This is a genomic window from Bradyrhizobium sp. SYSU BS000235 (assembly GCF_049747295.1).
Taxonomy (GTDB): Bacteria; Pseudomonadota; Alphaproteobacteria; order Rhizobiales; family Xanthobacteraceae; genus Afipia.
On the sequence record NZ_JBMHJM010000001.1, the window covers coordinates 2,626,125 to 2,645,076 of the forward strand.

The following is an 18,952-nucleotide window of genomic DNA, read 5'->3' on the forward strand; positions in this document are numbered from 1 at the left end:
ATCGCGATCTCATACCAGATGTAGTCGTCACGGTTCTTCTGGGCACCAACACCCAGAAGCTAAGAGGGAAGCCGGTGAGCTGTCTGATCTTTCCGATCTGCAGCAATGCCGGAGCTGCCCCCGCAACTGTAACGGCGAGCATCAGCTCTTTTGAAACCACTGGACGACCCATCGGGGTGTATCCGGGAAGGTAGAGCGACGCGACGACCCGGAGCCAGGAGACCTGCCGTGACACCAGAAAACGTCCTCGGGCGGGGTGTCCCGGTGGTCGCCGCTGACGGCTGACATTCGGTCAGCCGCTTTCATGCAGCGTCCCCTCGGCCCAAGCCCCCTGATCCAAGAAGGGGTTTGCCGAATGTCTTTGTCAGTTGAGATTTCCAGTCACGGCCGTCAGGCGCCAGTCATCGCCGCGCGCGCGCCGGAGTTGCCGTTCTCCGCGCCGGCCTTCCACGTCATCCGCCGCAACGGCAGCGTCAGTGGCTTCGATGCCAGCAAGATCCAGATCGCGGTCACGCGTGCATTCCTTGCTGTCGAAGGCCAGGCAGCGGCCGCGTCGCGACGCGTGCATGAAGCCGTCGAAGAGATCACTGCGCAGGTGGTGGCGGCGTTGACCCGTCGCGTCGATGCGCAGCGCGCTCTGCATATCGAAGATATTCAGGACCAGGTCGAACTGGCGCTGATGCGCGGCGGCCATCACAAGGTGGCGCGCGCCTATGTGCTCTATCGCGAGGAACGCGCCAAGGCGCGCCGCGAATCTGCTGGACCCGAAGTCGCTGTTCCTGCCGCTCCGACTTTGAATGTGCGCGGCGTTGACGGCGTTCTGCGTCCGCTCGATGAAGCGCGGCTGCAGCGTGTGATTGCAGAGGCCTGTGAAGGCCTTGACGGCGTGGCGGTGGAGCCGGTTCTGGCCGAGGCCCGGCGCAATCTCTATGACGGCATGACGCTCGATGAGCTGTCGCAGGCGCAGGTGATGGCGGCGCGCACGCTGGTCGAGCAGGAGCCGAATTATTCCTACGTCAGCGCGCGCCTTTTGCTTGATGCATTGCGCCGTGAGGCGGTGTCGTTCGTCGAGAAGCGCGAGCAGCTTCCCAGCCAAGCGGAGATGACGTCGCAATATGCCGATTATTTCCAGACCTATGTCGGCCTGGGCATCGTGCACGAACTGCTGGATCCCGAGCTGCGTCGTTTCGATCTGGCGCGGCTGGCGGCGGCGTTGAAGCCCGAGCGCGATCTGCAATTCCAGTTCCTCGGCCTGCAGACGCTGTACGATCGCTACTTCCTGCATGTGCAGGGCACCCGCATCGAGCTGCCGCAGGCGTTCTTCATGCGTGTGGCAATGGGCCTTGCCCTGCGCGAAATCGATCGCGAGGCGCGTGCGATCGAGTTCTACGATCTGCTGTCGTCGTTCGATTTCATGGCCTCGACGCCGACGCTGTTCAATGCCGGCACCTTGCGCCCGCAGCTGTCGTCCTGCTTCCTGACCACGGTGCCGGACGATCTCGACGGCATCTTCAAGTCGATCAAGGACAACGCGCTGCTCGCGAAATATTCCGGCGGCCTCGGCAATGACTGGACCCGCGTGCGCGGCCTCGGCGCCCATATCAAGGGCACCAACGGCGAATCGCAAGGCGTGGTGCCGTTTCTGAAGGTGGCAAACGACACCGCGATTGCCGTCAACCAGGGCGGCAAGCGCAAGGGCGCGGTCTGCGCCTATCTTGAAACCTGGCACATCGATGTCGAGGAATTCCTCGATCTGCGCAAGAACACCGGCGACGACCGCCGCCGCACCCATGACATGAACACCGCCAACTGGGTGCCGGACTTGTTCATGCAGCGTGTCGAAGCCGATGGCACGTGGACGCTATTCTCACCGGATGAAACGCCGGATCTGCATGATCTTTACGGCAAGCCGTTTGCGAAGGCCTACCAAGCCTACGAGGCCAAGGCGGAGCGCGGCGAGATGCGCGTGTTCAAGCAGGTGCGCGCCGTTGATCTCTGGCGCCGCATGCTGACCATGCTGTTCGAGACCGGGCATCCGTGGATCACGTTCAAGGATCCCTGCAACATCCGCTCGCCGCAGGGCCATGTCGGAGTCGTGCATTCGTCGAACCTCTGCACCGAAATCACCCTGAATACATCAGATCGTGAAGTTGCCGTCTGCAATCTCGGCTCGATCAATCTTGCGGCGCATGTCACGCCGATGGGAATCGATCAGGCCAAGCTCGCGCGCACCGTGAAGACAGCGGTGCGGATGCTCGACAACGTCATCGACATCAATTTCTACACCATTCCGGAAGCGCGCAATTCCAACCTCAAGCACCGGCCGATCGGTCTCGGCCTGATGGGCTTCCAGGATGCGCTGCAGACCCTGCGCTTGCCCTACGCCTCAGATGCGGCGGTGTCCTTCGCCGACGAGAGCATGGAAGTCATCAGCTATCATGCCATCTCGGCATCGGTTGATCTCGCTGCCGAGCGTGGCCGCTATCCGTCATTCGATGGGTCGCTGTGGAGCCGGGGCATCTTGCCGGCGGATTCCAATGCTTTGGTCGAGGACGCGCGCGACGGCAGTCATGCGTTCGATCGCTCGGCCACGCTCGACTGGGAGCCGCTGCGGACCCGCGTCAAGACGGTCGGCATGCGCAATTCCAATGTCATGGCGATCGCGCCGACCGCAACCATCTCCAACATCTGCGGCGTCGCGCAGTCGATCGAGCCCTCCTACGAAAACCTCTACGTGAAATCGAACATGTCAGGCGATTTCACGGTGGTGAATGCTGCGCTGGTTCGTGACCTGAAGGCGCGCGGCCTGTGGGACGATGTGATGATCTCGGACCTCAAGTACTTCGACGGCAGCGTCGGCCAGATCGACCGGGTGCCGGACGATCTCAAGGCGCTCTATGCCACTGCATTCGAAATCGACCCATCATGGCTCATCGAAGCCGGTGCGCGGCGGCAGAAGTGGATCGACCAGGCGCAATCGCTCAACCTCTATATGGCGGATCCGTCGGGCAGGAAGCTGGACGCGCTCTATCGTCTGGCGTGGCAGCGTGGTCTGAAGACGACCTATTATCTGCGATCCCGCAGCGCGACCCACGTGGAGAAGTCCACGCTGAAAGGCACCGACGGCAAGCTCAATGCCGTGTCAGCCCATGCGGTTGAGGCTGCACCGGAGCTCATTCTGGTTCCGGAACTCGCCTGCAACATCAACGATCCCGATTGCGAGGCGTGCCAATAAGCACGCGCCATCGTGTCATGCCCGGCGTGAGGCCGGGCATGGCTGAACCGGAATTCTCTGGAGTGAATGATGCTGGACTGGTCTGAAACATCTCCGTCGCCCGCTGCAGCGGCCGGCATCCCGAAGCCGCCCGTTGCTGCCGCGAGCAACGCTGGACCGATCGATCGTGCGGGTGGGCGCGTGCGCGTCGACGACAAGGCGATGATCAATTCGCGTGCTGACGTCAATCAGTTGCTGCCGCTGAAATACAAATGGGCCTGGGAGAAGTATCTCGCCGGCTGCAACAATCACTGGATGCCGACCGAAGTCTCAATGCAGGCCGACATCGCGCTGTGGAAATCGCGTGACGGGCTGACCGAAGACGAGCGGCGCATGATCAAGCGCAATCTCGGCTTCTTCGCTGCGTCGGAGTCACTGGTCGCCAACAACATCGTGCTGGCGATCTATCGACACCTCACCAATCCCGAATGCCGGCAATATCTGCTGCGCCAGGCCTTCGAGGAGGCGGTGCATACCCACACTTTCCAGTATGTGGTGGAGAGCCTCGGTCTGGACGAAGGTGAGCTCTTCAACATGTACCGTGAGGTGCCCAGCATCACCGAGAAGGCGGCGTGGGCGTTGAAGCACACCCAGGCGCTGGACAACCCCCAGTTTGCGACCGGAACGCTGGAGAACGACCAGACCTTCCTGCGCGATCTGATCGCGTTCTACGTCGTGTTCGAGGGCATGTGGTTCTACACCGGTTTCGCACAGATCCTGTCGCTGGGCCGCCGCAACAAGATGGTCGGTATCGCCGAGCAGTATCAGTACATCTTGCGCGATGAATCGATCCATCTGAACTTCGGCATCGACGTCATCAACCAGATCAAGATCGAGAACCCGCATCTGTGGACGGCTGCCTTCAAGGAAGAGGTCCGCCAGATGCTGCACGATGCGGCGCAGCTCGAGGCCGGCTATGGACGGGATACCATGCCGCGCGGCTTCCTCGGGCTGAACGCTGCATTGTGCGAGCAGTACATGCACTTCATCGCCAACCGCCGTTGCGCTCAGATAGGCCTCGCGCCGGTGTTCCCGGAGGCGGAAAATCCGTTCCCGTGGATGTCGGAGGCCATGGACCTGAAGAAGGAAAAGAACTTCTTCGAGACGCGCGTGATCGAATATCAGAGCGGCGGCGCGTTGAGCTGGGATTAAGAGCGTGCAGCGCCGGGCATAGTATGTCTCCTACGGCGACGCCTCCTATTTCGGCGTAGTATGTTTCCTAATCAAAAACCCGCCGATCATGGCGGGTTTTTCCGTTCGGAGGGCGCGGCTGGCTCCGGCAGGCGTAAATGATCTCATTGGTCGCGACAGAGGCATCGGCAGCGACCATGTCCGCCCGCTAAGCAGGCGGATACCTCAACGCACCCCGTGTTCAGCGTGGCATGCTCTGCCGATCCGGACCGCTCGTTCCGCGGATCCGCGCGACCGACCACGGAGCCGCCGATCGGTTCGTGGCCGAATGATCGCCACAAGGCCGCCTCAGCGATCACCCCACCGACATAGGGCCTATGTCCGAATTTCAGTTGGGAGTGAACGCGGTGCGAAGCGCGTCGTTCACTTGATCGAGAACAGTTTCCCATTTCCTGGACGCAGTCTGTCTGAAGAGTTGCGCGGTCGGATACCAAGGGCTGTCATCGCGATTGATAAGCCACCGCCAATCAGGAACATAAGGCAAAAGTATCCACACGGGCCGCTGGAGGGCCCCTGCCAGATGGGCGACGCTTGTATCCACTGAAATGACAAGGTCGCACTCAGCAATGAGCTCAGCCGTTTCAGTGAAGCTGGTTAGTTCGGTACGAAGATCGAGAATTTCGCTGTGTGACTTAAGGATATCGGAATCGCGTGGCCTGACCTCTTTCTGCAAGCTTACAAAAATCCCATCAACTCCATCCAGAGCCCGGATAAACATATCGATCGGGATCGAGCGATTGTAATCATTCGGATGGGCAGTGCCGCCTGACCACACAATACCTATTCGTGATTTTGTTTTAGGAAGGAGCTTGTCCCAGCGCCCGCTACGAACCGGTTGAGGGAGGTAAGGCTTGTTGGGGATGGTCTCGAGCGTCGTGCTAAATCCAAGAGGAAGACTCAACAGCGGACAATGAAAATCGAACTGTTCGTATTTCTCGTCTGACCGCAAAACAACATTAACGCCTTCAATGCCGGATAGAATTGAATTCAGCGCTCGGTCAGCATCCAAGATGACCCTTGCGCCTTTGGCTGCCAGCATCGGTATGTAACGAGCAAATTGAATGGCGTCTCCAAGACCCTGTTCGTTATGAACGAGAATCGTTTTGCCCTCTAGTGGTTCTCCCTTCCACATTGGTTGAGAAAATCGACGATAGGGCTTGAGAGCCTCCTCGGATTTCCATCGCCACTCACTCTTTTCCCATCCCACTTTAAGATCTCCTGTCAAAAGTCGAGCGATGGCTTCGTTCCAGTGGGCATTGGCTAGATTTGGATTGAGTAAGATAGCCTTCTCGAAATCCCGAAGAGCCTCATCGTAACGCGCGAGATCCAGCAAGGTGATCCCCCGGTCTTGGAATCCTTCAGCAAATTCGGGATTCATCGCGATTACCCGGTCATACTGACCGAGTGCTTCCTCAAAACGGTTCAAGCGATGAAGGACGGCGCCCAAATCGACTATTGCTTGGAAGAAATTTGGGCGCAATTCGATCGCGCGCTCAAAATCTTTCACGGCTTCCGCAAGCTTCTTTGTGTCTCTGAGTGCTCTTCCTCGAGTATGAAAGGCTTCCGGCATAGAGGGGTGCAAAGCGATCGCTTGATCGCAATCCGCAATTGCCCTCGCATGCTGTTGCTGCCTTAGAGCTATTTTGGCTCTATTGCTAAACGCTTCCGCCGAAGCCGGATGTCGTTCGATGGCATCGTTGTAGAATCTAAGAGCTTCATCCAGCCGATCGAGATCTGCCAATACGACCCCTTTACAATTCAGCAGCTCTGCTGAATTTGGAGAAAGGGATAGTCCACGGTCACAAATCTCGAGGGCCTCGGTAAGCCGCCCAGTCTTCTTTAGAATGTCTACACTATTGTTAAAGGGGAGAAAGTCTCCACCGCGACTCGTTTCAATTGCGTGCTCATAGGCAATAAGAGCTTCGTCGAGACGGCCGAGAGCCTTAAGGATGATCCCGCGATTATTGTAAAGGCCGGATACATTCGGAAATCGAGCAAGTGCGCGATCACAGGCCGCCAGTGCATCTCCTGTTCGACCAGACTCGTGTAAAACGACAACTAGGCTCCGGTGAGCATCGAGGTGGTCAGGTTGGAGTGCAAGAACCTTATTGAATTGTTCGATGGCCTTTTCCCTCGATCCGATGGTTTGAAGGACTCTGGCTCTCATGAACAAGGCGTCGACCCAATTCGGCTTCAGGTCGATCGCGAGGCGGTAACACTCTAATGCCTCGTTTAATTTCCCAAGCTTCTGAAGGGCGCCGGCAAGAGTGACGAAAAAATTAGAGTTCCGGTTGTTCAGCTGAATTGCCTGACTGATCCAGCCGATAGCAGCATCATACTGCGCTGCTTTGATGGAAATTGCGCCCAGCAGATGCATCGCTTCGGCGTTTTGTGGGGTATTTTCCAGTACCTGCCGGCAGCACTTTTCTGCCTCGCTTAGTCGTCCAGCCTGATAGTGCGCAACAGCGATATTGAGACGCGGATCTGAGGCAATGTGTGATTTGGCCCCGTTCGTTTGTTGACCGGGTTTCGCAGCTGCGCGACGTTGATGTCGATTCATTTTTTGCCAGCCGGTAAAAATAAATCAACCGATAGTTGATTCTTAAGAGTGCTGAAAGAGGCGCGAGCCTTCGTTGCGGTCGATCGAAAAGGACGTGGCGCGACAATAGACCGGCTCGGCAGGGAAAATCACGAACTGCCAGAGGTGTGTTTGCGAGCTATGTTTCGCGTCACGGTCATGCGTTTATGGACCGCGCGTTATATCTTCCAAGGGAATAGACCAACGATCCCGATCGTCTGGAAGCCGCACGAGATGCTGTCGGTCCATATCTCGTTTTCCGGAACCATCCTGTTTCTGTCCGGAAAACGGGTTCTCATCGCTCTCGAAACCACGTTAAGGTCCGCGGCCCTGCCGATGCGCGTTGCATCGCGCAAGTCCGGGGATTTTAACAACAATGACCACGCCGCGCGCTGCATCCGCCGTCGACGAAACATCCTCCAAGTACGTCGGCTGGCGTGTTGTCGGGGTCTGCTTCCTCGTTGCGACGTTCGCCTGGGGTGCGGGGTTCTATGGTCAGGGCGTGTATCTCGCCGAATTGCAGCGTCTGCACGGCTGGCCGGCCTCGCAGATCTCCACGGCGACGACCTGCTATTACCTGTTCAGTTCAATTCTGGTCGCCTTCGTCAGCGAGGCCATCCGCATCCTTGGCCCCCGCGTGCTGTTGATGTCCGGCATCGCCTGCATGGCAGCAGGATCAGCGCTGGTCGGGCAGGTGACATCGCCGTGGCAGCTTTATGCGGTGTATGCCGTGTTTGCCTTCGGCTGGGCGGGGACCAGCGTTGCGGCCATCAACAACACGCTCGGGATGTGGTTCGATAAGCGCCGCGGCATGGCGATCAGCCTTGCCTTGAATGGAGCCAGTTGCGGCGGCGTCATCGGCGTGCCGCTGCTCGTTGCCGCTATCGGCCGATATGGCTTCGCCTCGACCATGATCATTGCGGCGCTGGTGATCGTGGTAACCGCGATCCCCGTTATAGTGCTGTGGGTCGGGCATCCGCCGAAACATGCCGCTGCTCCATCGGCGTCCGCCTCCACCGCTCTGTCAGCCGCGCAGATCCGCAGCGCTGCATTCAGCAGCGTGACGTTCTGGACCATTGTCGTGCCGTTCTCGCTGGTGTTGGTGGCACAGGTCGCGTTCATCGTGCATCAGATCTCGTTCTTCGATCCCATCATGGGCCGCGAACGCGCCAGCATCGCCGTTTCGCTGATGACCGCGATGGCGGTGGTCGGCCGGGTGGGGCTTGGCACGGTCATCGACCGGTTGGATCAGCGCAAGGCGTCCGCGGCATCATTCGCCAGTCAGGCCATGGCCCTTCTGGTGATGATCAACACCCATAACGAATACGCGTTGTTTGCCGCGAGCGCAGTGTTCGGCTTTTCCGTCGGCAACGCCATCACGCTGCCGTCTCTCATCGTTCAACGGGAGTTCAGTGCAGCGTCGTTCGGCGTGCTGGTCAGTCTGGTCACCGCAATCTGCCAGTTCACTTACGCCTTTGGGCCGGGATTGATCGGCCTGCTGCGAGATGCGTTCGGCAGTTACACGGTGCCGTTTTATGTCTGTGTGGCGTTTGAACTGATCGCGGCGGCCGTGGTGCTGATCCGCGGGAAACCATCGGTAAAAATCTAGGTCGTCTCGCGGTCCCGCAACAGCGCCTCGACATCGAGGCGGCGCGTGAACATTGCCAGCGATCCATCGGGATTGCGCGGCCATTCCGCCTCCGGCCGGTCGCGGTACAGCTCGACGCCGTTTTCATCCGGATCGCGCAGATAAAGCGCTTCGCTGACGCCGTGGTCGCTGGCCCCATCCAGCGCAATTCCCGCCTGAAGTACGCGATAGAGCGCATCGGCCAACGCCGCGCGGGTGGGGTAGAGGATTGCGGTGTGAAACAGCCCGGTGGTGCCGGGCGGCGGCGGGCTGCCTCCCTTGCTGTGCCATGTGTTGAGGCCGATGTGATGGTGATAGCCGCCCGCGGAAATGAACGCGGCCTGGTCGCCATAACGCTGCATCAGCTGAAAGCCGAGAACGTCCTGGTAGAAACCAAGAGCCCGATCGAGATCGGCAACCTTCAAATGCACGTGGCCGATGCGCGTGCCCGCTGCGATGGGTCTGGAAGGTGTTTCCGTGTTCGTGTCAGGCAGCGACATCATCGTCTCCACATTGTGTCACGCTGATCTAGGATGCCTTCGCTACGGCACAAGGTCAGACGTTTCACCTTTCGGCAGTTCGACCTCGAATGTGTTGAGCGTCATGGACACCAGCGTGTAGTAGCCGAGCAGGCCGACAAGTTCGACGACGCCCTTCTTTCCCAGCACTTCGATTGCTTTGTCGTAAAGCAGCTTCGGCACATTGTGGTTCTCGTGAAGTGCCTCGCTGAATTCATAAATCAGCTGCGCCTTGGGATCGTCGAAGTCCGGCACGTGCCGATGATTGATGGCATCGATGATTTCGGCATCAAGTCCCGCTTGCAACGCCAACTTCTTATGCGCGTACCATTCGTACTGCGCACTCCAGTATCGGGCGGTCACGAGGATTGCGAGCTCGGAATAACGCGCGCCTAAAGTGGTGTCGTAACGCAGATAGGCGCCAAGGCGGCTGGAATGGCGCGCCACCTCGGGGGCGTGGATCCAGGCGCGGAGCGGCGGTGTGACAACGCCGCGTTTGCTTACCTCGGACTCGGCATAGATTGCCTTTTGATCGTCGCTCATTTCGCTAGGCGAAAGTGTCGGCAAGCGCATGCTGGTTTCCCTTGTCTTTTCAATCCTTCGATGGAGCGTGCACGCCGAGCATATCTCACAACCGCTCGCTTTCAGCAGGGAGATATTGAATTCCCGCAGGCGGGCAGTACAGTCCGGCCAAACAAGCACTGATTGCCGCGCGTGCGACGCCGACGGCGAATGAAGAGGAAACAGCGCTATGGAAAACCTTGAGCAATTTCGCGCCGAGACGCGCGCCTGGCTGGAAGCCAATTGTCCGCCGGAGATGCGCAAGCCCGTCGCGAACGAGAACGACGTGTTCTGGGGCGGCCGCAACACGGTCTATTCGTCCGAACCGCAGCGGCTCTGGTTCGAACGCATGCGCGACAAGGGCTGGACCGTGCCGGATTGGCCAACGGAATATGGCGGCGGCGGTCTCAATCCCGAAGAGACAAAAATTTTGCGCCAGGAAATGGCGACGATCTCGGCGCGGCTGCCGCTGTCGAGCTTCGGCATCTGGATGCTGGGACCGGCATTGCTCAAATACGGCACCGACGAACAGAAGCGCGAGCACCTGCCGAAGATCGCCGCCGGCTTGATCCGGTGGTGTCAGGGTTATTCAGAACCCAACGCGGGGTCTGATCTTGCATCGCTGCAGACGCGCGCGGATATCGACGGCGATGATTACATCATCAACGGTCAGAAGATCTGGACCTCGATGGCGAATTTCGCCGACTGGATCTTCTGTCTGGTGCGGACCGATTTCAGCGCCAAGAAGCATGATGGTATCAGCTTCATCCTGTTCGACATGACGTCGAAGGGTGTCTCGACCAAGCCGATTCTCCTGATCTCCGGCAAGTCGCCGTTCTGCGAAACGTTCTTCGACAATGTTCGCGTGCCACGCGCCCATGTGGTCGGCACCGTCAATCGCGGATGGGACGTGGCGAAGTATCTGCTGCAGCATGAACGCTCCATGATCAGCGAAGTCGGCGAGCGCCGCGGCGCGCGCCCAGTAGGGCAAGTAGCCGCAAACTCAATCGGCACCGATGAGCAAGGGCACCTCGACGATCCGATGCTCCGCGGTCAAATTGCGGCCTTCGATATCGACGAAGCCGCCATGGCGTGTGCAGCCGAACGCGCGGTGGATCTGGCAAAGGCGGGGCAAGGGCACCCAGCTTATTCGGCGGCGCTGAAATACTATGGCACCGAATTGAACAAGCGTCGCCATGAAATCCTGATGTCGTCCGGCGGCACCGATGTGCTGGAGTGGGAAAGCCCGCGCTCGAATGAAGGCCTCGCGGCGCGATCATGGCTGCGTACCAAGGCGAATTCGATCGAGGGCGGCACCAGTGAAGTGATGCTCGGCATCGTTGCCAAGCGCATTCTTGATCTACCTGGCGCGTAACGTCGCTGGTTTGTTTCACATCGTTTTATTCGGATTTTGAAGATGGCTCTCGTCCTTAACGAAGAACAGTCAATGCTGCGCGACAGCGCGCGCGGTCTCATCAGCGACAAAGCTCCGGTCGCCCATCTGCGCAAGCTGCGCGACACCAAAGATGCCACCGGTTTCTCACGCGAATTGTGGGCAACGTTTGCCGAAATGGGCTTTGCCGGATTGCTGGTTCCGGAAGATTTCGGCGGTAGCGGTCTGGGCTGTGTCGAAGCCGGCGTGGTGATGGAAGAAATCGGTCGCACGCTGATGCCGTCGCCGTTCCTCTCCACCGCCGTGTTGGCGGCGACCGCGCTGACCCGTGGGGGCAGCGATGCGCAGAAGTCGGAATATCTGACCAAGCTCGCCAAGGGCGAATTGATCGCGACTCTTGCTGTGGATGAGGGCGCCAAGCACCGCCCGGCCAAGACCGCGATGCAGGCGGTCCGTTCAGGGAATGGCTTCAAGTTGAATGGCGCCAAGGCATTCGTCGTCGACGGTCATGTGTCGGATCTTCTGATCGTCGCGGCACGTTCCGCCGGAAAGCCGGGTGAACCCGACGGACTGACGCTGTTCCTGGTCGATCCAAAGGCCAAGGGCGTCGAGATTGAACGCACTGCCATGGTTGATGCGCACAACGCTGCGCGCATCGTATTCAACAATGTCGAGGTCACGGCTGACAGCGTGCTCGGCGACGTCGATCGCGGCGGAACCCTGCTCGCCGGTATTCTCAATGTCGGGCGCGCGGCGGTCGCCTCCGAGATGGTCGGCATCGCCGAGGAAGCATTCGGCCGCACCGTTGCGTACATCAAAGAGCGCAAGCAGTTCGGCAAACTGATCGGTGAATTCCAGGCGCTGCAGCACCGCGCGGCGCATCTCTATACCGATATCGAGATCACCAAGGCTGCGGTGATAAAGGCGCTGCAGATTCTCGATACGAGCTTCGACAGCGCGGACGCGGCGATCGCGGTTGCCAAGGCGCGCGCCGGTTCAACCGCCACGCTGGCGGTTCAGGAAGCCGTGCAGATGCACGGCGGCGTCGGCATGACCGATGAATTCGATATCGGCTTCTTCATGAAGCGCGCACGGGTGTGCCAGGAATTGTTCGGGGACACCGCGTTCCATGCGGAACGGCTGGCAGAATTGAAAGGCTATTGAGCCTGACACCTGCTCCCGCGGTAGAGTGGCGTCCAAGTTCAGTCGTAGGGTATTGATGACCTCTCTCCATGCGGAGAGAGGTCATTGCATTTTGTTTGTTACCTGATGGGCGGGGCGTACTGGATGCCGCCGGCATTCCAGAGTTGGTTCAGTCCGCGTGGAATGCCGAGTTTCGATCCCGTTCCGACGTTGCGCTCATAGACTTCGCCGTAATTGCCGACGTGGCGAATAATGCGCGCGGCCCAGTCCTTGGTCAGGTCCATTTCCTCGCCGTATGAGCCTTCGGTGCCGACCAGCCGCATGACATCCGGCTTCTTCGACTTCATGGCCTCGTCGATGTTCTTCGAGGTGATGCCAAGCTCTTCAGCGTTGATCATGGCGTAGATTGCCCACTTCACGATCAAAAGCCATTCGTCGTCGCGCTGGCGGACCACAGGTGCCAGGGGCTCCTTCGAGATCACATCCGGCAGGATGACGTGCTCGTTTGGCTTCGACAGCCGCAGCCGAAGCGCATAAAGCTGCGAGACATCGGTTGTTAGAACGTCGCACTTGCCGGAGTCATAGGCTGCAATCACATCCTCAAGCTTCGGGAAGTTCATTTCCTGATACTTGATGTTGTTCGCACGGAAGTAGTCGGCGAGGTTGAGCTGCGTCGTGGTGTTGGCTTGTACGCAGACCTTGCTGCCATCCAGTTCCAGGCCCGAATCGATATTGCGCGACTGGCGTACCATGAAGCCTTCGCCGTCATAGTAGGCAACGGCGGCGAAGTTCAGGCCATATTCGGTTTCACGCGACATGCTCCACGTCGAGTTGCGGGACAGAATATCGACCTTGCGGTCCCGCAATTCCTTGAAGCGTTCAGTGGCGTCCAGTGGAATGAATTTGACCTTGTTCGGATCGTCAAAGATCGCAGCCGCAACCGCGCGGCAGATATCGACGTCAAAGCCGGACCAGTTGCCCTTGTCGTCGGGCATCGAGAAGCCGGGCAGTCCGGTGTTCACACCGCAGAGCACCGCATCGCGGCGCACGGTGCGCTTCAAGGTCCGTGTGTCGTAGCGTTCATAGGCAACTGCAGCCGCGGCGACGCCGAAGGCCACGGCGAGGCCGATCAGAAGTCCTGCCCGGAAATTCCACTTCATAAGGATGTCTCGCTGGTGAGCTGGCGAAAAAATAGGGTGATGCTGAAAACGTGATGTATTCGATCAGAGTTCAGGTTTCTGGCGAATGATCACCTTCGTGCCGACGGGAACGCGATTATAGAGGTCAGCGACATCGGCGTTGACCAGCCGGAAGCATCCGGACGACACGGCGCTGCCGATGGTCTGCGGCTGATTGGTGCCGTGGATGCGGTAGACCGTGGCACCGAGATAAAGCGCACGTGCGCCCATGGGATTGCCGGGGCCGCCCGCCATGAAGCGAGGGAGATACGGTTGGCGCTGGATCATTTCCGGCGGAGGAGTCCAGTCCGGCCATTCCTGCTTGCGGCTGATTTTCTGCAGGCCCTGCCACTGGAAACCTTCGCGGCCGACGCCGATGCCGTAACGCAGCGCGCGTCCATTGCCTTGGATGAGATAGAGATAACGCTCGGACGTGCTGATGATGATCGTGCCCGGTGCCTCAGTGGTCCGATAGAACACCGCCGTTCGCTTGTACTCCGGCGGCAGTTCTTCATCAGCCTCGTTCGGAACATAGCCCGGCTGATCGGCGAGGTTCATCATCTCGCGGCCTTGTGCGAATGCCTGCGGCACGGCGAGAAGAGACGTCATCACAAGACACGCTGCAGCAACAGCGAAGTGCAGAAGCCTGATCTTTGTCATTCGAGAATCCTGCGTTAGCCCTTGAGGAAACATAAAACCCCAGCCACGGGCGGCTGGCAAGTCACGGGCCCGTCCGCGCGGTGGCGCCATGTGTCGTAAATCCTTTAAAATACTTATGAAAGTGCCTGCAGCGGGCGGTCAGTGCGGGGCAATCCATAGCCGCAAGATGAAGGCGATCAGGCCGACGGCGCCAATCCCCAGCAGCCAAAGCGCCGCGAACCACAGCAGTTTCTGGATCAGCGGGCGTGGATGCTGGTGCGTCGTCATGAATGGTAGCCGCCGCTGTCGGCGTGGACCTTGCCGCGAAACACCCAATAAGCCCACGCGGTATAGATCAGGATGATCGGCACCAGGATGGCGACGCCAACGATCATGAAGTTGAGGCTGGTGTCGGGAGCCGCGGCCTCCCAGATGGTGATGCTCTGCGGCACGATATAGGGAAACATGCTGACGCCGAGACCCGCATAAGAAAGTGCGAACAATGTCAGCGTCAGAAAGAACGGCCTGTAGTCTTGTTTGTTCGCGACGCTCTTGAGCAACAACAACGTGACCACGATCACCGCGATCGGGATCGGCGCCGTGAAGATAATATTCGGCCACTGAAACCAGCGTCGCCAGTAGTCTGCCTGAAGGAATGGCGTTGCGAGGCTGACAGCCACGATCGCAACCAAGGTCGCAACCAGCAGCCACCACGTCAGCCGGTAGGCGTGCTCGCGTAATTCGCCTGTTGTCTTCATCACCAGCCATGTGGCGCCAAGCAGTCCATAGCCGGCAACGACTGAAAGCCCGGTGAGGATGCTGAACGGCGTCAACCAATCCCACCAGCCGCCAGCGTAACTGCGCCCTGCGACATGGATGCCCTGAAGAATCGCGCCAAGTGCAACGCCTTGCGACAGCGCCGCCAGGAATGAGCCGCCGGCAAATGCGACGTCCCAGCGATTGCGCTCGCTTTGCGTTCGCCAGCGAAATTCGAACGCGACACCGCGAAAGATCAGGCCAATCAACATGGCGATGATCGGCGTGTAGATCGCGGGCATCAGCACGCCGTAAGCCAGCGGGAATGCGGCGAACAATCCGCCGCCGCCAAGCACCAGCCAGGTCTCGTTACCATCCCACACCGGCGCGACCGTGTTCATCATCACGTCGCGGTCTGCTTTCTTCGGAAACATCGGAAACAGCATGCCGAGACCGAGATCGAAGCCATCCATCACGATGTACATGAAGACCGCGAAGGCGATGATGAAGGCCCAGACCAGGGGCATGTCGATCGGGAAGCCGGTCATGGTGTGACCCCCTGCGCCGGCGTAAGGCCCGCGGCACGGGCCGGCACGTCGGTGCGAGGACCTTCCTCGCCGTGATGTGGCGGGGCCTTCATCAGGCGCAGGATGTAGAACACGCCCATGCCAAACACGATGAAGTACACGATGATAAAAGCGATCAACGATGACGCAACAGCTGGCGCTGCGAGAGGCGAGGCCGAGTCAGCGGTGCGCAGCAATCCGTAGACCGTGTAAGGCTGCCGTCCCGCTTCGGTCGTCACCCAGCCTGCAATCACGGCAATGAAGCCGGCCGGTCCCATCACAAGGGCAAAGCGATGCAGAAGCTTCCAGTCGTATAATGTGCCGCGCCATCGTCCCAAGAGGCTGAGCATGCCGATGCTGAGCATCAGGAGGCCGATGCCCACCATCACGCGGAATGACCAGAACACGATATCGACCCGCGGCCAGTTTTCACGCGGCACGGTGTCGAGGCCTTTCATCGGTGCGTCGAGGGAGTGTTTGAGAATCAGTGACCCGGCATGTGGAATCTCGATCGGATATTTGATCACGCCCTCTGCCTGATCGGGCAGGCCGAACAAGATCAATGGCGCGCCGTCGGGATGGCTGGTGAAATGGCCTTCCATCGCCATGATTTTCACGGGCTGATGTTCTAGCGTGTTCAGGCCATGCTGGTCGCCCGCGAGGATCTGGATCGGCGCCACCAGCGCGGCCATCCACATCGCCATGGAAAACATCACGCGCGGCCCGTCGAGCGCGGAGTTCTTCAAGAGATGATAGGCGCCAACGGCGCCAACCACGAATGCGGTGGTGAGGTAGGCGGCGAGTACCATGTGCACGAGGCGATAGGGAAACGACGGATTGAAGATCACCTTCCACCAGTCGGCCGGGACAAATTGCCCGGCTGCATTGACAGCGTGACCGGTCGGCGTCTGCATCCACGAATTCGCCGATAGAATCCAGAACGCCGAAACCAGCGTGCCGATCGCGACCATCAGTGTTGCGAAGAAGTGCAGCCTGTGGCCGACGCGCTCCAGCCCGAACAGCATGACGCCGAGGAAGCCGGCTTCGAGGAAGAACGCGGTCAGGACCTCGTAGGCCATCAGAGGTCCGATGACCGGCCCGGTCCTGTCGGAGAACACAGCCCAGTTGGTGCCGAACTGGTAGGACATCACAATGCCGGAGACGACACCCATGCCGAACGCGACGGCAAAGATCTTCAGCCAGTAATTGAAGAGGTTGATGAAAACCTCGCGGCCGGTCCACAGCCACAGCGCCTCGAGGACCGCGAGATAGCTTGCAAGGCCGATGGAGAAGGCCGGGAACACGATGTGAAAGCTCATCGTGAACGAGAATTGCAAGCGGGCCAGCGTGATAGCGTCGAAACCGTCGAACATCGCAACCCCCGATGTGGCCGATGGGGATGCTTATACCATGCTAACCGTCACGCTCATATCGCTGACGCGCCGCCCACGGTCGGGGCAATTTGCCCCGACGCACCAACCGCCGGTTCAGCGAATGCTGTATCTGAACGGTACCGAGAACGACAATGCCGAGGCGGGCATATCGGAAGGAGGAATCGGCAGCGGCTGCGCGCTGCGGATCGCGCTGAGGGCCGCGGAATCGAGCGCGGAGTGGCCCGATGAGCGAACGAGCCGAACGCCGACAGCCTGCCCGCCGCGTGTGACCGAGAACGCCACCGTTGCGACGCCCTGTTCCCCCGCCGACTTTGCGCTGGATGGATATTGTTTGTAGCGCTGGATGTGCGCCGCCAGGATGCCGCTGTAATTGGCGCGCGCGGCCTGTGACGCCTGGGGTGGCGCGGTGGTGCGCGGTGCGGGCGTATCGGTCGGCTTCTTCGGCTTCTTTTGGACAACGGGCTTCGGCTTCGGCTTGACCGGCTCCGGCGTTGGGTCCGGCTTCGGCTTTTCCGGCGGCGCGACCACCTCGGGCGCTTCCTGCACCGGTGTCGGCGGAATTTCTTCCTTCTGGGCCTCTTCCTGCTTTTCGGGTTCCGGCGCCGGCGGCTCGGCTTCCTGCATCGTCGGACCGGGCGCGATATCCGCCACCGGCGGCTCCGGCGTCGGAGGTGCTGATTCAAGATCGAGCATGATGGGCTGCGATGCCGTGCCGACGGCATCGGGTGGTGGTGGCACCAACCATACGCCCGCCGCGATCAGCGCGCCATGAATGCCCACAACCAGCAAAGCGCACAGGCCCCAACGCCAGAGGCCGGACCGGGATGGGCTGTAGAGAGCAAGAGCATTCATGACAATCAGCGTCTTCTTTGGATTTTTCTTGGTTGTCAGTTCTGTCTTGCGTCGAGGCCGACCAGCGCGATCTTGAGGTAGCCTGCGTTGCGCAGCAGGTTCATGACCTCCATCAGATCACCGTAGTTGACGGTCTTGTCCGCCCGCAGGAACACCGGATCAGCTTTCTTGCCGCCGGTTGCGGTGTCGAGAGCGCCGATAAAGGTGTCGCGCGGAACGATATCTTCGCCGACAGCCAGCGACAGGTCGGGCTTCACGGTCACGAAGATCGGCTTGTCCGGCCGAGGCGGCGGCGTCGCGGTGCTCGCAGGCAGATTGACACCCACGTCAACGGTTGCGAGCGGCGCTGCCACCATGAAAATGATGAGGAGCACCAGCATCACGTCAATGAACGGCGTAACGTTGATCTCATGGGTTTCGGCGAGATCATCGTCGCCGAGACCGAGATTTCCACCCAGTTTTGCGCCCATGACTTAACTTACTCCGCGGCTCGCGCGACGCGCAGGGAACGACGGCCCTGGTCGCGGCTGATCAGCAGCATTACTTGCGCCGACGCATCACCCAGCAAAGCGCGGTAAGCCGAAATCTGGCGGGCAAGATGGTTGTAGATCACGACCGCCGGAATGGCCGCGATCAGGCCCATGGCGGTCGCAAGCAGAGCTTCGGCGATGCCGGGCGCGACGACGGCGAGGTTCGTCGTGTGCGATTCCGAGATGCCGATGAACGAATTCATGATGCCCCACACCGTGCCGAACAGGCCGACGAACGGTGCGGTCGCGCCGATGGTGGCGAGCACGCCGGTGCCGCGCGAGATTTTCCGCGCCATGGCGGCCTCGACCCGGCTCAGGCGAAGTTCGACACGTTCCTTGAAGCCTTCGTCGAACGCTTCCGACAGGCTTGCTTCCTTGACAGCCGATTGCACGAGCTGCGCGACGGCGTCGTTTTTGTCGCGGCTATCGCGATCAGCCTCAGCCATTGATGCATCGTGCGAGAGCACCTTGATACGCTTCTTGGCTTTGCGGGTGTCGGCCTTGAGCTCCACCATTTTGGCGAAGCAAACCGTCCAGGTGACCAGCGAGGCGAAAGCAAGACCGATCATCACCACTTTGACGACGATGTCTGCATTCATGAACATGCCCCAAGGGGACAGGTTATGCGGCAGCAAAGGATTAGGAGACGCGGCTGCATCCGGTGTCGTCGCGACTGCCGTAGCAGCATCTTGCGCAAAGGCGACCACTGGCATCGCAAGCCAGACGACAGATGCAATAAGCGACGAGACGAC

16 protein-coding genes and 1 riboswitch are annotated in these 18,952 nt (G+C 59.7%); of the genes, 5 read left to right on the top strand and 11 right to left on the bottom strand.

The features are described from left to right. Positions 1-13: 13 nt before the first annotated feature. Positions 14-245, top strand: a riboswitch (cobalamin riboswitch). 110 nt (positions 246-355) lie between these two features. Then, complete coding sequence (locus tag ACP0KA_RS12260; RefSeq protein ID WP_424629054.1) at positions 356-3,235, top strand: ribonucleoside-diphosphate reductase subunit alpha; 2,880 nt, start codon at positions 356-358, stop codon at positions 3,233-3,235. A gap of 69 nt (positions 3,236-3,304) precedes the next feature. After that, on the top strand, positions 3,305-4,426 hold the full coding sequence (locus tag ACP0KA_RS12265) for a ribonucleotide-diphosphate reductase subunit beta (protein WP_424629055.1): 1,122 nt from the start codon (positions 3,305-3,307) through the stop codon (positions 4,424-4,426). Positions 4,427-4,793: 367 nt separating this feature from the next. On the opposite strand, the gene ACP0KA_RS12270 is transcribed toward ACP0KA_RS12265, so the two are convergent. Further along, positions 4,794-7,025 carry a tetratricopeptide repeat protein gene (locus tag ACP0KA_RS12270; RefSeq protein ID WP_424629056.1) on the bottom strand — a complete coding sequence of 744 codons (2,232 nt, stop codon included), beginning with the start codon at positions 7,023-7,025 and terminating at the stop codon, positions 4,794-4,796. Positions 7,026-7,419: 394 nt separating this feature from the next. Here ACP0KA_RS12270 and ACP0KA_RS12275 point away from each other — a divergent pair, with 394 nt between their 5' ends. Beyond that, positions 7,420-8,652 (top strand): MFS transporter, encoded by a 1,233-nt coding sequence (locus tag ACP0KA_RS12275; protein ID WP_424629057.1) that lies wholly within the window; start codon positions 7,420-7,422, stop codon positions 8,650-8,652. Here the strand turns inward: ACP0KA_RS12275 and ACP0KA_RS12280 are convergent. Next, on the bottom strand, positions 8,649-9,170 hold the full coding sequence (locus tag ACP0KA_RS12280; protein WP_424629058.1) for a VOC family protein: 522 nt from the start codon (positions 9,168-9,170) through the stop codon (positions 8,649-8,651). The two genes, ACP0KA_RS12275 and ACP0KA_RS12280, sit on opposite strands and share 4 nt — an antisense overlap. A 42-nt stretch (positions 9,171-9,212) precedes the next feature. Next, positions 9,213-9,761 carry a carboxymuconolactone decarboxylase family protein gene (locus tag ACP0KA_RS12285; protein WP_424629059.1) on the bottom strand — a complete coding sequence of 183 codons (549 nt, stop codon included), beginning with the start codon at positions 9,759-9,761 and terminating at the stop codon, positions 9,213-9,215. Between the two features lie 178 nt (positions 9,762-9,939). Between ACP0KA_RS12285 and ACP0KA_RS12290 the strand changes: the two genes are divergently transcribed. Together ACP0KA_RS12290 and ACP0KA_RS12295 are read left to right on the top strand one after the other, a co-directional pair. Beyond that, on the top strand, positions 9,940-11,124 hold the full coding sequence (locus ACP0KA_RS12290) for an acyl-CoA dehydrogenase family protein (protein WP_424629060.1): 1,185 nt from the start codon (positions 9,940-9,942) through the stop codon (positions 11,122-11,124). Between the two features lie 42 nt (positions 11,125-11,166). Next, positions 11,167-12,306 (top strand): acyl-CoA dehydrogenase family protein, encoded by a 1,140-nt coding sequence (locus ACP0KA_RS12295; RefSeq protein ID WP_424629061.1) that lies wholly within the window; start codon positions 11,167-11,169, stop codon positions 12,304-12,306. A gap of 98 nt (positions 12,307-12,404) precedes the next feature. On the opposite strand, the gene ACP0KA_RS12300 is transcribed toward ACP0KA_RS12295, so the two are convergent. The 8 genes from ACP0KA_RS12300 to exbB form a co-directional block, all read right to left on the bottom strand. Beyond that, complete coding sequence (locus tag ACP0KA_RS12300; protein WP_424629062.1) at positions 12,405-13,445, bottom strand: amino acid ABC transporter substrate-binding protein; 1,041 nt, start codon at positions 13,443-13,445, stop codon at positions 12,405-12,407. Positions 13,446-13,508: 63 nt separating this feature from the next. Then, positions 13,509-14,123 (bottom strand): L,D-transpeptidase, encoded by a 615-nt coding sequence (locus tag ACP0KA_RS12305; RefSeq protein ID WP_424629063.1) that lies wholly within the window; start codon positions 14,121-14,123, stop codon positions 13,509-13,511. A 138-nt stretch (positions 14,124-14,261) separates the two neighbouring features. Then, on the bottom strand, positions 14,262-14,390 hold the full coding sequence (locus tag ACP0KA_RS12310) for a DUF2474 domain-containing protein (protein WP_424629064.1): 129 nt from the start codon (positions 14,388-14,390) through the stop codon (positions 14,262-14,264). Next, positions 14,387-15,406, bottom strand: a complete 1,020-nt coding sequence (cydB, locus tag ACP0KA_RS12315; RefSeq protein WP_424629065.1) for a cytochrome d ubiquinol oxidase subunit II — start codon at positions 15,404-15,406, stop codon at positions 14,387-14,389. Before cydB ends, ACP0KA_RS12310 begins: the two co-directional genes overlap by 4 nt. Further along, positions 15,403-16,797: a cytochrome ubiquinol oxidase subunit I gene (locus tag ACP0KA_RS12320; RefSeq protein WP_424629066.1), complete on the bottom strand. Its 1,395-nt coding sequence runs from the start codon at positions 16,795-16,797 to the stop codon at positions 15,403-15,405. Before ACP0KA_RS12320 ends, cydB begins: the two co-directional genes overlap by 4 nt. 114 nt (positions 16,798-16,911) lie before the next feature. Continuing rightward, positions 16,912-17,670 carry a TonB family protein gene (locus ACP0KA_RS12325; RefSeq protein ID WP_424629067.1) on the bottom strand — a complete coding sequence of 253 codons (759 nt, stop codon included), beginning with the start codon at positions 17,668-17,670 and terminating at the stop codon, positions 16,912-16,914. 35 nt (positions 17,671-17,705) lie between these two features. Continuing rightward, positions 17,706-18,140 (bottom strand): TonB system transport protein ExbD, encoded by a 435-nt coding sequence (gene exbD / locus ACP0KA_RS12330; protein WP_424629068.1) that lies wholly within the window; start codon positions 18,138-18,140, stop codon positions 17,706-17,708. Positions 18,141-18,148: 8 nt separating this feature from the next. Further along, positions 18,149-18,913, bottom strand: coding sequence for a tonB-system energizer ExbB (exbB, locus tag ACP0KA_RS12335; protein WP_424631573.1), 765 nt, complete (start codon positions 18,911-18,913; stop codon positions 18,149-18,151). Positions 18,914-18,952: the final 39 nt, after the last annotated feature.

Excerpts from the sequence above, each read along its gene's own strand:
- ACP0KA_RS12295 (WP_424629061.1), top strand. The coding sequence starts at position 11,167 with ATGGCTCTCGTCCTTAACGAAGAACAGTCAATGCTGCGCGACAGCGCG.
- ACP0KA_RS12305 (WP_424629063.1), bottom strand. The coding sequence starts at position 14,123 with ATGACAAAGATCAGGCTTCTGCACTTCGCTGTTGCTGCAGCGTGTCTT.
- ACP0KA_RS12300 (WP_424629062.1), bottom strand. The coding sequence starts at position 13,445 with ATGAAGTGGAATTTCCGGGCAGGACTTCTGATCGGCCTCGCCGTGGCC.
- ACP0KA_RS12285 (WP_424629059.1), bottom strand. The coding sequence starts at position 9,761 with ATGCGCTTGCCGACACTTTCGCCTAGCGAAATGAGCGACGATCAAAAG.
- exbB (WP_424631573.1), bottom strand. The coding sequence starts at position 18,913 with ATGCCAGTGGTCGCCTTTGCGCAAGATGCTGCTACGGCAGTCGCGACG.
- ACP0KA_RS12290 (WP_424629060.1), top strand. The coding sequence starts at position 9,940 with ATGGAAAACCTTGAGCAATTTCGCGCCGAGACGCGCGCCTGGCTGGAA.
- ACP0KA_RS12275 (WP_424629057.1), top strand. The coding sequence starts at position 7,420 with ATGACCACGCCGCGCGCTGCATCCGCCGTCGACGAAACATCCTCCAAG.
- ACP0KA_RS12325 (WP_424629067.1), bottom strand. The coding sequence starts at position 17,670 with ATGAATGCTCTTGCTCTCTACAGCCCATCCCGGTCCGGCCTCTGGCGT.
- ACP0KA_RS12270 (WP_424629056.1), bottom strand. The coding sequence starts at position 7,025 with ATGAATCGACATCAACGTCGCGCAGCTGCGAAACCCGGTCAACAAACG.
- ACP0KA_RS12310 (WP_424629064.1), bottom strand. The coding sequence starts at position 14,390 with ATGACGACGCACCAGCATCCACGCCCGCTGATCCAGAAACTGCTGTGG.
- exbD (WP_424629068.1), bottom strand. The coding sequence starts at position 18,140 with ATGGGCGCAAAACTGGGTGGAAATCTCGGTCTCGGCGACGATGATCTC.
- cydB (WP_424629065.1), bottom strand. The coding sequence starts at position 15,406 with ATGACCGGCTTCCCGATCGACATGCCCCTGGTCTGGGCCTTCATCATC.
- ACP0KA_RS12280 (WP_424629058.1), bottom strand. The coding sequence starts at position 9,170 with ATGTCGCTGCCTGACACGAACACGGAAACACCTTCCAGACCCATCGCA.
- ACP0KA_RS12265 (WP_424629055.1), top strand. The coding sequence starts at position 3,305 with ATGCTGGACTGGTCTGAAACATCTCCGTCGCCCGCTGCAGCGGCCGGC.
- ACP0KA_RS12260 (WP_424629054.1), top strand. The coding sequence starts at position 356 with ATGTCTTTGTCAGTTGAGATTTCCAGTCACGGCCGTCAGGCGCCAGTC.
- ACP0KA_RS12320 (WP_424629066.1), bottom strand. The coding sequence starts at position 16,797 with ATGTTCGACGGTTTCGACGCTATCACGCTGGCCCGCTTGCAATTCTCG.